Below are 12,707 nucleotides of genomic sequence, written 5' to 3'. Positions count from 1 at the left end.
TGCGCCGCGCCGTTCAAAACAGCGGAAACATCGCAGGAGTTCCTATATGTAGTTATAGAGCGGCTTCGGGAGATTTTGGCGCGTGTTCCTTTCGGTTTTCGACCTGTTCAAGATCGGCATCGGACCATCGAGTTCGCACACGATGGGACCGATGACGGCCGCCCGCCGCTTCCTCGACGAGATCGCCGGAGACGACTGGCCGCGTCCGGCCGGCGCCAAGGTCGCCCGCATCGGCGCCAGCCTGCATGGTTCGCTCGCCTATACCGGCATCGGCCATGGCAGTGACCGTGCCGTCATTCTCGGCCTTGCCGGGCAGACGCCGCAGACGGTCGACCCTGACCAGGCGGACGGCATTGTCGCTCGCATCACCGCCGACAAGCTGATTTCACCGCCCGGCCACCCCTCCTACCGTTTCGATCCGGCCGGCGATCTGGTGCTCGACCGCAAGACGCCGCTCACCGGCCACGCCAACGGCATGGCGTTTTATGCCTATGACGCTGGCGACCGCCTGCTGCTCAAGCGCATCTATTATTCGATCGGCGGCGGCTTCGTGGTTTCGGAAGAAGAGCTGCAGCGCATGAAAGCCAAGGGTTCGGTGACGACCGAAGGCAAAAAAGTCCCTTATCCCTTCAAGAACGCCCTCGAGATGCTGAAGATGGCTGGCAAGAGCGGCCTTTCCATTGCCGAGATGAAGCGGGTCAACGAGGAAACACAAATGTCGCGCGATGAGCTCGACGCCGGCCTCGACGCCATCTGGGGTGCCATGAAGAGTTGCATCGAGCGCGGCCTGTCGCAGGACGGCATCATGCCGGGCGGGCTGAAGGTGCGCCGTCGGGCCAGGCAATTGCACGACAAGCTGCAGGAGCAGTGGCAGCAGAACCGGCCCAATCCGCTGCTCGCCAATGACTGGCTGTCGATCTATGCCATGGCCGTCAACGAGGAGAATGCGGCCGGCGGGCGCGTCGTCACCGCGCCGACCAACGGCGCGGCCGGCACGCTGCCTGCAGTACTGCGCTACTGGCTGCATTTCCATCCCGAGGCCGACCAGCCCAGCATTCGCGATTTCCTGCTCACGGCAGCCGCCGTCGGCGGCATCATCAAGTCCAATGCGTCCATCTCCGGCGCCGAAGTCGGCTGTCAGGGCGAGGTGGGCTCGGCTTCGGCCATGGCGGCGGCCGGCCTGTGCGCCGTCATGGGCGGCACGCCCGAACAGGTCGAGAACGCCGCCGAGATCGCGCTGGAGCACCATCTGGGCATGACCTGCGATCCGGTCGGCGGGCTGGTGCAGGTGCCCTGCATCGAGCGCAATGCGCTGGGCGCGGTCAAGGCGGTGACGGCCGCCTCGCTTGCCATCAAGGGCGACGGCACCCATTTCGTGCCGCTGGACGCCGCGATCGAAACCATGCGCCAGACCGGCCTTGACATGAACGAGAAGTACAAGGAGACCAGCCTCGGCGGGCTGGCGGTCAATGTGGTGGAGTGTTGAGCCGCTGGCACTGTGGAGAACTTGCTCAGGCCGTTGACGCATCCGTGCGACGGATTAAATCTTGGGCAATGGCTCTCAACCTCCTAAAGCTCTGCGTCGGCTGCGACAGCGTCGAGGATCTCGAAGAATGGATCGCGTTCCGCCTCGACGAACGGCGCCGTGCCGGCGAACCGGCCGAGCATTGGCACACCACCCGCATGGTGCCGACGCGCGCCGATGAGGTTACCGACGGCGGCTCGCTCTACTGGGTGATCAAGGGAAGTGTGCAATGCCGGCAGTTGATCACCGAGATCCGGCCATTCACCGATGACGAGGGCATCGGCCGCTGCCATCTGATGCTGGATCCGCAAGTGGTGCGCACCGCCTGGCAGCCGCGCCGCGCCTTTCAGGGCTGGCGCTATCTAAAGCCATCGGATGCACCTGCCGATCTCGGCAAGGGCAAGCCGGGGCAGGTCGAAATGCCGCCGAAACTCCGGCGCGAGCTCGCCGATCTCGGCCTGCTCTAAGTCACAATCGGCTTGTTCCGAGCCGCCCATTGGCTTTCTCCGAGCCGCCAGTTGGCTTGCTCCGGGGCAATCTGGCGGCATGGCCGGCCCGCATGGGCGGACTGCGGTTGCTGGCCCTCAATGTTGCTGTCCGTTGGACTTGCAAGCGTCGCGACAACGCCACATCTTGAAAATCATGAGCGATAGGAACCATCCGGTTTCGATATCTGACGCATTCGCGCCGACCACATCGCGCCGCGGCGTGGTGGGATGCGGACCATGTGTCGCGCAAGGTCATGATTTACGGCGCAGAAATAACACCCGGTGGCGGCATGCTCGTGTTCAGGAATAGTTTGGAAAACCGGCCGATCGCCGGGCATTCACGGGGCAGTGGAATATGATAGGCGCGATCATCGCTGTCGTCGCATTGCTGCTGGTGCTGATGGGCCTGGCAACGGCTTTCGTGCGGGCCGACCCGAGCAGGCTGGCAGGCGACATGAGGAAGGTTGGGCCGGTTTTGCTGGCATTGGTCGGCGGCGCCGTGCTGCTGGTCGGGCGCGGCGGTCTCGGCGGCATCATCCTGCTCGCAGCGATCGCCTGGTACGGCTCGATGCGGCTGAACCGGCGAGCCGTGATGCCGGCGCGGAGACGCTCGACCGTACGCACGGCGGCGCTGGAAATGGACCTCGATCACGATACAGGAGGCCTTGAAGGCCTTGTCCTGGCAGGCCGCCATGAAGGCAAGATGCTTGGTGCGATGGGCAAAGCCGAATTGCTGCAGCTGTTTCGCGAACTCTCCGGTGACCCGGAGAGCCGGCAACTGCTAGAGACGTATCTTGACGGCAGATTTCCCGTCTGGCGCAAAAACGCTGAGGCGCACAGTGGCGAAGGGCTGGGTATTGCGCCAGGTCCGGGCGCCATGACTAAGGAGGAGGCCTACAAGGTCCTTGGTCTTGAAGCGGGGGCCGCCGCGGCGGATGTCCGCAAGGCGCACCGCCGCCTGATGCAACGCCTGCACCCCGATATCGGCGGCACGTCTTTCCTGGCGGCGCGGATCAACGAAGCCAAGGACGTCTTGCTCTCCAATCACAACTAGTCTCCTTCGACGCAGAAATTTTCCGGGAGATATCTTCCACGCCGTCCCTACTGCTGGACGGCGTAGCACTCGATTTTCTTCTTCTTGAGGGCGGTGCAGGCCTTCCAGGCCGCGGTCTTGGAACCGAAGCCGCCGAAGCGGGCGCGGTAGTACGTGACGCCGTCCTTGTCGAAGGCGACGGTGAAGCCGGAGGCATCTGCCAGCACCTTGGGCGCCTGCTTGGTGGTCTTGTCGAGGAAGGCCTGGGCTTCGGACTGTTTCGGCGACGAGGCGACCTGAATGGCCCAACCCGACGGCACCGACGCGGTATTGACCGGGTCGACGGCCGGCGCGGGCTCGGCATAAGCGGACACCACCTGTGCCGTGGCGACCTTGGGGGCGGAGACGATAACCGTCTTCACCTTCTTTGCCGGAACAACCACTTTGGTTTCTTCGGCTGCGTTATCGTCGGCGTCCTCGCTGTCGCCCTGGGCTACCGTCGCGTCGTCGGCAACGGCCTCGTCCGCGTCATCGGCGCTGGCCACCGCCACCGGCTTCTCGTCCGGAGTCGGTGCGTCGTGCTTGGGCAACAGCACCTTGGCCAATGCCGTCACCGGGTTGCCGCTATCGGCCTTGGCGACCAGATCGCCGCCGCCTCGGGTCGATGCCCGCGGCAGATAGGTGTTGATCAGGGCCGCCATCTGATTGTCGCGGCTGCTGCCCGAGGTGCCGCCCATGACCACGCCGACAATGCGACGGTTGCCGTCCGAAACCGATGAAACCAGGTTGAAGCCCGAAGCGCGGGTGTAACCGGTCTTGATGCCGTCGACGCCCTTGATGCGTCCAAGCAGGCGGTTGTGGCCGTTGATGCGCTGGCGGCCATAGAGAAAGGAGCGCTGCGAGAAATAGCCGTAATATTGCGGGAAATGTTCGCGCAGCGCGATGCCGAGCGTTGCCATGTCGCGCGCAGTGGTGAACTGGCCGGGATCGGGCAGGCCGTTGGCGTTGCGGAAGACGGTGCCGTTCATACCGAGCTGCCGCGCCTTGGCAGTCATCATGCGGGCGAAATTGGTCTCGTTGCCGCCGAGCATTTCGCCGAGCGCGGTCGCCGAATCATTGGCCGATTTGGTCACCATCGACAGGATGGCGATCTCGACCGCGACCGAACCGCCCGGCTTCACACCGAGCTTCGTCGGCGGCTCTGCCGCGGCATGAGCCGAGAAGACGACCGGCGAGTTCCGGCTGATCTTGCCCTTGGCCAGAGCCTCGAAAGTCAAATAAAGCGTCATCATCTTGGTGAGCGAGGCGGGGTATCGCCGGGCGTTGGCATCCGAGGAGTAGAGCACCTTGCCGGTCTTGGCGTCGACCACGATGGCTGCGGACTTCGCGGCGAGCGACGAGGCCGCACCTGCAACGACGATGGTCATCGCCACGGCGATGATCATGACCGTTTTGAAAGGGGACGCGGATTTGGAAACGATGCCCGACAACGCCTGACGCACTGATAGTTCCTTTGAATTTCTTGTTGCGCTGGAGGCGGCAAAGGGATCCTGCCTCACTTCCGGGCAAGCTATCGGGGCAGCGTTACCAATCCGTTTATGGTAACCGCCGCGTTCACCATTTTCTGGTGGTTTGAGCCTCTGTTTATTCGAATTTTAGCCATTGCCCACACCGGCTGGGACGGAAGCTGGCGATTTCTTGACTTTTGTGCGCCGCACAATATATTCGAGTGCATTGCACAAGGCGCTCGGGGCAGGGCGCATCAACCGTCCAGGGAGAATTGAAATGACGCAGACCTATGAGGACTTCAGCAAATACGGCAAAGAGTTCGCCGACACCGGCTTGAAGAGCTTCGCCTCTTTGTCCAAGGGCGCGCAGGCAATTGCGGCCGAGGCCGGCGAATACACCAAGAAGAGCTTCGAAGCCGGCAGCGCCGCTTTCGAGAAGATTGTCTCGGCCAAGTCGCTCGACAAGGCGATCGAGGTCCAGTCCGACTATGCCAAGCAGTCCTATGAGGCGTTCGTCGCCGAGGCCACCAAGATCGGCGACCTCTATGCCGAACTCGCCAAGGAAGGCTACAAGCCGTTCGAATCGATCGTTGCCAAGGCGAAGTAATTCCGTTCGGCAGTACGAGATCTGGGCCCATTGGGCCAAGACAGAGCCCGGCCGCGCCAGCGTGGCCGGGTTTTTTCATGTCAATTTCCGTTCAGGGGCCTGGCACCCCTTCACGATTGCGAAAATCGGCCAAGTTGGGCACCTAGCCATATTGTCAGCTAACCAGAAGGGCTTAAAATCGTCCATCGAACACCTACATGTCGAACTCGCATGAGGATTCGAAAGAGGCAGGATTACGTGACGATCGGTTTGACTGCCACCAAGGCACGGATGCAGAACGGCAGCGGCGACGGCAATGAGGCCGGCCGCGGCACGGCGGTCATCACGCGCACAAAGACCAAGACCAAGAAACCCAGCCTCTATCGGGTCCTCATCCTGAACGACGACTACACACCGATGGAGTTCGTGGTTCACGTGCTGGAACGTTTTTTCCAGAAGGACCGCGAAGCCGCCACACGCATCATGCTTCATGTTCACAATCATGGAGTGGGCGAGTGCGGGGTCTATACATTCGAGGTGGCCGAGACCAAAGTGTCCCAGGTCATGGATTTCGCCCGACAGAATCAGCATCCGCTGCAATGCGTGATGGAGAAGAAGTGAGGTAACATGCCGGCTTTCTCCCAAGGCCTGGAAAAGGCGCTTCACCAAGCGCTGACGCTCGCCAACGAGCGGCACCATGAATATGCAACCCTTGAACATCTGCTGCTCGCCCTGATCGACGACACCGAGGCGGCCGCCGTCATGCGCGCCTGCAATGTCGACCTCGACGAGTTGAAGCACACTGTTCTCACCTATATCGACACCGAGCTCGACAATCTGGTTACCGGCTATGACGAGGATTCCAAGCCGACCGCCGGCTTCCAGCGCGTCATTCAGCGTGCGGTGATCCATGTGCAGTCGTCCGGCCGCGAAGAGGTCTCCGGCGCCAACGTGCTCGTCGCCATCTTCGCCGAGCGCGAGAGCCATGCCGCCTATTTCCTGCAGGAACAGCAGATGACCCGTTACGACGCGGTCAACTACATCTCGCACGGCATCGCCAAACGTCCGGGCGCGTCGGAGACGCGTTCGCCGCGCGGCGCCGATGACGAGCAGGGTGGCGCGAACGGCGCCGAGCCGCAAGAGGAAGGCGGCAAGAAGAAGCAGCAGCAGGACGCGCTGACCGCTTATTGCGTCAATCTCAACAACAAGGCCAAGGCCGGCAAGATCGATCCGCTGATCGGGCGCGAGTCCGAGATCAACCGCACCATCCAGGTGCTGTGCCGCCGTTCCAAGAACAATCCGCTTTATGTCGGCGATCCCGGCGTCGGCAAGACGGCGATCGCCGAAGGCCTCGCCAAGCGCATCGTCGAGGGTGATGTTCCGGAAGTCTTGCACAACGCCACCATCTTCGCGCTCGACATGGGCACGCTTTTGGCCGGCACGCGCTATCGCGGCGATTTCGAGGAGCGGCTGAAGCAGGTCGTCAAGGAGCTCGAGGATTATCCGGGCGCTGTGCTGTTCATCGACGAGATCCACACCGTCATTGGCGCCGGCGCGACGTCCGGCGGCGCCATGGATGCGTCGAACCTGTTGAAGCCGGCACTGTCTTCGGGTGCGATCCGCTGCATCGGTTCGACAACCTACAAGGAGTTCCGCCAGTTCTTTGAGAAGGACCGCGCGCTCGTACGTCGCTTCCAGAAGATCGACGTCAACGAGCCGACCATCGAGGACGCCATCGAGATCATGAAGGGCCTGAAGCCCTATTTCGAGGAGTTCCACAAGGTCCGCTACACGACGGAAGCCATCAAGGCTTCGGTTGAGCTGTCGGCGCGCTACATCAACGACCGCAAGCTGCCGGATAAGGCGATCGACGTGATCGACGAGACCGGCGCCTCGCAGATGCTGGTGCCGGAGGCCAAGCGCAAGAAGACCATCGGCATCAAGGAGATCGAAGCGACGATCGCCACCATGGCGCGCATCCCGCCGAAGACTGTTTCGGCCGATGACGAGAAGGTGCTGCAGGGGCTCGATATCGAGCTGAAGCGCGTCGTCTACGGCCAGGACACCGCGATCACCGCGCTGACCTCGGCGATCAAGCTGGCGCGTGCCGGCCTGCGGGAACCGGAGAAGCCGATCGGCTCCTATCTGTTCTCGGGTCCGACCGGCGTCGGCAAGACCGAAGTCGCCAAGCAATTGGCCGCTTCGCTCGGGGTCGAGCTGATCCGTTTCGACATGTCGGAATATATGGAACGCCACACGGTCTCTCGGTTGATCGGCGCGCCTCCCGGCTATGTCGGCTTCGATCAGGGCGGCCTTTTGACCGACGGCGTCGACCAGCATCCGCATTGCGTGCTGCTGCTGGACGAGGTCGAGAAGGCGCATCCGGACCTGTTCAACATCCTGTTGCAGGTGATGGACCATGGCAAGCTGACCGACCACAACGGCAAGCAAATCGACTTCCGCAATGTGATCCTAATCATGACCACCAATGCGGGCGCGTCGGATGCGCAGCGCGCGGCGATCGGCTTCGGTTCGACCAAGCGCGAAGGCGACGATGTCGAGGCGATCAACAGGCTGTTCACGCCGGAGTTCCGCAACCGTCTCGATGCGATCATCCCGTTCGGCTCGCTGCCGGTGCCGGTTATCCATCAGGTGGTGCAGAAGTTCGTCATGCAGCTAGAGGCCCAGCTCTCCGAGCGTGGCGTCACCTTCGACCTGTCGCCGGATGCGATCGCCTGGCTCGCCGACAAGGGCTATGACGAGCGCATGGGTGCGCGTCCGCTCGGCCGCGTCATCCAGGAGCACATCAAGAAGCCGCTGGCAGACGAAGTGCTGTTCGGCAAGCTCAAGAAGGGCGGCACGGTGCGCGTCAGCGTCGAGAAGAAGGAAACCGGCGAGACCGGCCTGAAGCTCGAATCGCTGGCAGACGAGGCACCGGTGAAGCCCAAGAAGGAAGAACCGGAAGACGCCCCCAAGCAGCGCAAGGCAGTGGCCAAGAAGCCGGCGGCCAAGAAGGCCGTCGCGCAGAAGCCCGAGCCCAAGGGCAAGGACGGCGGCAAGCGCAGCCTGGTGCCGCAACTGCCGCGCAAGAGCTGATAGTCACTCCCTCGAAAAAGCCCCGGAAACGGGGCTTTTTTGTTGGCACAAAGGGACGATCACTGAAGCGTTGCCGGCGGCCCCTGGACAGCAAGCGGCGTCGGGCGGATTTTGGCTGATTTGTCCGTCCAGGACGGTGGTGCTCCCACCTTGGCGCCGACCATGCCGGACAGGCCGGGTGCCCGGCCGAAGGCCTCGCAGGCCGCGTATTTCGGCCTACCGCCGAGGAACGATTTTATGCGTTGACCCGACGGTATCGAGATATGCAATCCCGACGGCGCCTTGCCGGTAACGAGCATGCGCGAAAAGTCGTTTCCGAAAGTAGCGCCCAGACTGTACGCATCGCCGATCTCGGAGACCATGGCCTCGTTGGTGAAGGAGTTCGCTCCGCGGGACCAGACCATGGCGGCGCGTTGGATGCCGTTCCGGTCAAGTGCCTCCATGAGATGGGGAATTTTATGTCTGAACCAGGCCAGATCATCATCCTCAACGGCGCACCGCGATCGGGGAAATCGAGCATCGTCCAGGCCGTTCAGGAGAGCTTCGAGGGCCCATGGATGAACCTGGGGGTCGACACCTATGAGCAGGTCACGCCGCTGCGCTGTCGCCCGGGGATAGGTTTGCGGCCCGGCGGCGAGCGCCCGGATATCGAGGGTCTCGTGCCGAGGTTCTACGCCGCGCTCTACGAATCGATCGCCGCCCACAGCCGAGTGGGGTTGAATGTCGTGGCCGATCTCGGTCATCACGACAGCTATTCGCGACCCCTTGATTGCCTTGTCGATTGCGCCCGGCGCCTCGCAGGCCTGCCGGTTCTGTTTGTCGGTGTCCGCTGCCCGATCGAAATCATCATGCAGAGGCGCGCCGACAGTCCGGCGGGGAGGGGATATGTGACGGGATCGCCTGACGACCCTGTACCGTTGGCGGTGCGTCTGTGGCAGGAGGAGGTACACCGGCCTGGCGTGTATGATCTGGAAGTGGACACATCGCTTCTGACGCCGGCACAATGTGCGGATGCGATCCGCGGGCGGCTCAGGCAAAATGTAGAGCCTCCGACGGCGTTTGAGAGGCTTTTGGCGTTCTCCGCAAACAAGCTGTCCTGATCGCGCGCTCAGCGGCGATGAGAATGAATCTCAGCCGCGCGGCCCGCTCCTCATCTACGGTGGGCATAATCTGATTGATGTGCTCGGCGGAACGGCGATCACGCTGATGTCCTGGCGGCTCGGATCCATGATTTTCGATGCGCAACCGCATAACCTTCCCAGACGGCCGCAGCTGCTGGGAACCACTGAAAGCCAGGCGTCAGGATAGTGGCATGGCCGCCTTTATCCGGCCGGCATTCTCGGCCAGCACCTCGGGTTTCTCCATCTGGCCCGTATGCGGCTTCAGCGCGATGCCTTCGAAGCGCGGAATGACGTGGACGTGAAGGTGATAGACGGTCTGCCCGGAGGCCGGCTCGTTGAACTGCATCACGGTGACGCCATCGGCCTTGAATGTCTTGCGGACGGCGACCGCCACCTTCTGCACGACCGTGAAAAGCGGGCCGAACGTTGCCGGATCGGCGTCGAGCAGATTACGCGACGGCGCCTTCGGCACCACCAGCGTATGGCCCGGCCCCTGCGGCATCACATCCATGAAGGCAACGACCGCTTCGTCCTCGTAGACGCGATGCGAGGGAATTTCACCGCGCAGGATCTTGGCAAAGATGTTGTCGGTGTCATAAGCGGTTTCGGCCATGGCGAACGCTCCGGATTGTGCCTCGCTGATTGGTGTAGCGAAGCCTCTCGTGGGCGGCAAGACGATCAGGCGAGATCGATGAAGCCGATCTCGACAGGCGTGCACTGCCAACCCAAGGGATGCCGAACCTGACATATGCTCCTGCCCCGCGGGATGGCCTACTCCTCCAGATCCTTGCGGAATGGCGTGTGTTCTTCGAGATATTCGCTCATGCGTTCCACCTCGCGCCGTTCGCGCCTGAGATAGTCGGCGACGGCGTTGCGCAGGCCGGGATGGGCGATGTAATGCGCGGAATGCATGGTCACCGGCCGGTAGCCGCGCGCCAGCTTGTGTTCGCCCTGTGCGCCCGCTTCGACCACCTTGAGCTTGCGCTCGATGGCGAAGTCGATGGCCTGGTGATAGCAGACCTCGAAATGCAGGAAGGGATGATCCTCGATGCAGCCCCAGTTGCGGCCGTAGAGCGCATCCGAGCCGATGAAGTTGATAGCGCCGGCAATGTAGCGGCCGTTGCGCCTGGCCATCACCAGCAGGATGTCATCGGGCATCCGCTCGCCGATCAGCGAGAAGAATTCGCGGTTCAGATAGGGCCGGCCCCATTTGCGGCTGCCGGTGTCCATGTAGAAGGCGAAGAAATCGTCCCAGGCCCGTTCTGTAAGGTCCTTGCCGGTAAGCCAGTCGATGGAGATGCCGTCGGCAAGCGCCTCGCGGCGCTCCTTCTTCATGGCCTTGCGCTTGCGGGAGGCGAGCGTGGCGAGGAAATCGTCATAGGTCGAGAAGCCCTCGTTGACGAAGTGGAACTGCTGGTCGGTGCGATGCAGGAAGCCCGCCGCCTCCAGCACGTCCACGTCGCTCTCCTGCGCGAAGGTGACATGCGCGGAAGAGACGCCGAGCTTTTCCGCCACTGCCTTCAATCCCGCGGCGAGCCCGGCCTTGACGGTGCCGGAATGCTGGCCCCTGCTCACCAGCAGGCGAGGGCCGGTGACCGGCGTGAACGGTACCGAGCATTGCAGCTTGGGATAATAACGGCCGCCGGCGCGCTCGAAGGCATCCGACCAGCCGTGATCGAACACATATTCGCCCTGGCTGTGTGACTTGAGATAGCAAGGGACCGCGCCGAGCAGCGTGCCTTGACCATTCTCCAGCCTGAGATGATGACCTTGCCAGCCAGTGCGCCGCACGGCGCAGCCGGAATCCTCGAGTGCGCTCAGGAAAGCATATGAAACGAGGGGGTTATAACCGTCTTCGGCATCACTGCGCGTGGTCCCGGCGAAACCGTCCCACTCTTCGCAGGTGAAGGCGCCAACGCCCGCCGCAATGCGGATCGCATACTCCGCATCAACCGTTTGCCCGTCGCCGTCGTCGCCCTGATCCATGAGGCTTATTTAAGCTCCATCCGGACCGCTACAAGTCACGTTCTAGGCACCCATATCAAGCGACCTTGACCAGATCGGGCTCGAACCCTTCGAACGTCATCTGGTCCGCATATTTGAATGTAAGGTCGACCGCCGGCTGGTCATGCACCGTCCAGGTGATGACCGGCATTTTGAGCCGTTCACGGACAAAGCTGACGAATGGATTCGGCAGGTCGCCCGCTGCGTAGGAGGTGAAGGCGATCTGATGCGCCAGCATGGCGAAATGCGCTTCGATCAGCCTGTCGTCCTTGCCATAGGCGGTCAATCCAGCCGGGATGCCCGGCGCATCCCTGGCGAAATCGCGGATCAGCCAGTGGTCGAACGACATGATCGCCACCTTGCCCTTGTAGCGCTTGAGCAGCCTACCGACGCTCGCCACCAGGCCATTGTCGTATCCAGCCACGCCTTTTAGTTCGACCACCAGCGGCACCCGCCCGTCGATCAGATCGAGCGCCTCGCGCAGCGTCGGCACATGATCAGACGTGCCGCCGACCTTGAGCGCTGCCAGTTCGGCCGCCGTGCGCTGCCAGACGAAACCGTCGTGCCCAGTCAGCCGCTGCAAGTCGCCATCATGCATAATGACGGGAACTCCGTCCGACGACAGGTGCACGTCGCATTCGATGGCATAGCCGCGTTCGGCCGCGGCGGCAAAGGCGGAGAGGGTGTTTTCCCAGCGTGTCTTGTTCATGTCGTGAAAGCCGCGATGGGCGACAGGCCGGGCAATCAGCCAGGAAAGGTCGGTCATGTCAGGCTCGCTCACTCGACTTCGAAGATCGCTTCGATTTCCACCGCGGCATTAAGCGGCAGCGAAGCCGTGCCGACGGCGGAACGGGCATGCTTGCCGCGCTCGCCGAGCGCCGCCACCAGGAAATCGGAGGCGCCGTTTGCGACCAGATGCTGCTCGACGAAATCCGGCGCCGAGGCGACGAAGACGGTGATCTTGACCAGCCGGCGTATCTTCTCAAGATCGCCAAGTGCCGCCTTGGCCTGCGCCAGAATGTTGATCGCGCAGTATTTTGCCGCTTCCTTGCCGGTTGCTGTGTCGACGTCGCGGCCAAGCAGGCCGCTCGCCTGCAGCTTGCCGTCCTTGAGCGGCAACTGTCCGGCGGTGAAAAGCAGGTTTCCGGTCCTGCAATGCGGCACGTAGTTGGCGGCAGGCGCCGCGGCCGCGGGAATGGTGACCCCGAGGTCGCTTAGCCGCTTTTCGATTGTTTCACTCATTGCTTTTCCCTATTGCTGGAAGGTGCCGCGCCGGCCGGGCCGAAATTGCTATTTTTGCCTCGCTTCCGCCACGACTTTTTTAAGCTGGACCATCTTTCCCTGCG

At 62.5% G+C, this 12,707-nt stretch carries 12 protein-coding genes and 1 pseudogene; 7 read left to right on the top strand and 6 right to left on the bottom strand.

The features are described 5' to 3' along the window. The first annotated feature begins 82 nt into the window (after positions 1–82). The 3 genes from ACIU1A_RS11550 to ACIU1A_RS11540 all read left to right on the top strand — a co-directional run bounded on the left by ACIU1A_RS11550 (position 83) and on the right by ACIU1A_RS11540 (position 3,067). On the top strand, positions 83–1,486 hold the full coding sequence (locus ACIU1A_RS11550; protein ID WP_140515342.1) for an L-serine ammonia-lyase: 1,404 nt from the start codon (positions 83–85) through the stop codon (positions 1,484–1,486). 68 nt (positions 1,487–1,554) lie between these two features. Continuing rightward, positions 1,555–1,992: a DUF1489 family protein gene (locus ACIU1A_RS11545; RefSeq protein ID WP_140729167.1), complete on the top strand. Its 438-nt coding sequence runs from the start codon at positions 1,555–1,557 to the stop codon at positions 1,990–1,992. 376 nt (positions 1,993–2,368) lie between these two features. Continuing rightward, positions 2,369–3,067 carry a DnaJ domain-containing protein gene (locus ACIU1A_RS11540; protein ID WP_181168628.1) on the top strand — a complete coding sequence of 233 codons (699 nt, stop codon included), beginning with the start codon at positions 2,369–2,371 and terminating at the stop codon, positions 3,065–3,067. 47 nt (positions 3,068–3,114) lie between these two features. Here ACIU1A_RS11540 and ACIU1A_RS11535 read toward each other — a convergent pair whose 3' ends face one another. Further along, entirely contained in the window at positions 3,115–4,548 is a 1,434-nt protein-coding gene (locus ACIU1A_RS11535; RefSeq protein WP_404927330.1) for a D-alanyl-D-alanine carboxypeptidase, read from the bottom strand. Between the two features lie 283 nt (positions 4,549–4,831). Here ACIU1A_RS11535 and ACIU1A_RS11530 point away from each other — a divergent pair, with 283 nt between their 5' ends. From ACIU1A_RS11530 to clpA, 3 genes are all read left to right on the top strand, one after another. Next, on the top strand, positions 4,832–5,161 hold the full coding sequence (locus tag ACIU1A_RS11530; RefSeq protein ID WP_404927329.1) for a phasin family protein: 330 nt from the start codon (positions 4,832–4,834) through the stop codon (positions 5,159–5,161). A gap of 270 nt (positions 5,162–5,431) precedes the next feature. Continuing rightward, positions 5,432–5,761 (top strand): ATP-dependent Clp protease adapter ClpS, encoded by a 330-nt coding sequence (gene clpS / locus ACIU1A_RS11525; protein ID WP_027051901.1) that lies wholly within the window; start codon positions 5,432–5,434, stop codon positions 5,759–5,761. A 6-nt stretch (positions 5,762–5,767) separates the two neighbouring features. Beyond that, the gene (gene clpA / locus ACIU1A_RS11520) at positions 5,768–8,236 is read left to right on the top strand and encodes an ATP-dependent Clp protease ATP-binding subunit ClpA (RefSeq protein WP_140498724.1); all 2,469 of its coding nucleotides are present in this window, start codon (positions 5,768–5,770) and stop codon (positions 8,234–8,236) included. Positions 8,237–8,295: 59 nt separating this feature from the next. Here the strand turns inward: clpA and ACIU1A_RS11515 are convergent. Further along, positions 8,296–8,676: pseudogene (locus tag ACIU1A_RS11515) on the bottom strand (hypothetical protein); the annotation flags it as partial. Between the two features lie 18 nt (positions 8,677–8,694). Here ACIU1A_RS11515 and ACIU1A_RS11510 point away from each other — a divergent pair. Continuing rightward, positions 8,695–9,336 (top strand): chloramphenicol phosphotransferase CPT family protein, encoded by a 642-nt coding sequence (locus tag ACIU1A_RS11510; protein WP_140498721.1) that lies wholly within the window; start codon positions 8,695–8,697, stop codon positions 9,334–9,336. 199 nt (positions 9,337–9,535) lie between these two features. On the opposite strand, the gene ACIU1A_RS11505 is transcribed toward ACIU1A_RS11510, so the two are convergent. The 4 genes from ACIU1A_RS11505 to ACIU1A_RS11490 form a co-directional block, all read right to left on the bottom strand. Continuing rightward, positions 9,536–9,970 (bottom strand): HIT family protein, encoded by a 435-nt coding sequence (locus ACIU1A_RS11505; RefSeq protein WP_404927328.1) that lies wholly within the window; start codon positions 9,968–9,970, stop codon positions 9,536–9,538. A gap of 158 nt (positions 9,971–10,128) precedes the next feature. Beyond that, positions 10,129–11,343 (bottom strand): GNAT family N-acetyltransferase, encoded by a 1,215-nt coding sequence (locus ACIU1A_RS11500; protein ID WP_404927327.1) that lies wholly within the window; start codon positions 11,341–11,343, stop codon positions 10,129–10,131. A 55-nt stretch (positions 11,344–11,398) separates the two neighbouring features. Then, on the bottom strand, positions 11,399–12,127 hold the full coding sequence (locus tag ACIU1A_RS11495; RefSeq protein ID WP_404927326.1) for a glycerophosphodiester phosphodiesterase: 729 nt from the start codon (positions 12,125–12,127) through the stop codon (positions 11,399–11,401). Positions 12,128–12,138: 11 nt separating this feature from the next. Further along, entirely contained in the window at positions 12,139–12,603 is a 465-nt protein-coding gene (locus ACIU1A_RS11490) for a RidA family protein (protein ID WP_404927325.1), read from the bottom strand. Positions 12,604–12,707 lie beyond the last annotated feature (104 nt).

Source organism: Mesorhizobium maamorense, from assembly GCF_044998965.1.
Classification (GTDB): Bacteria; Pseudomonadota; Alphaproteobacteria; order Rhizobiales; family Rhizobiaceae; genus Mesorhizobium.
Note: the sequence above shows the minus strand (reverse complement) of the source record. Positions and strands in the feature narration are given on the sequence as shown.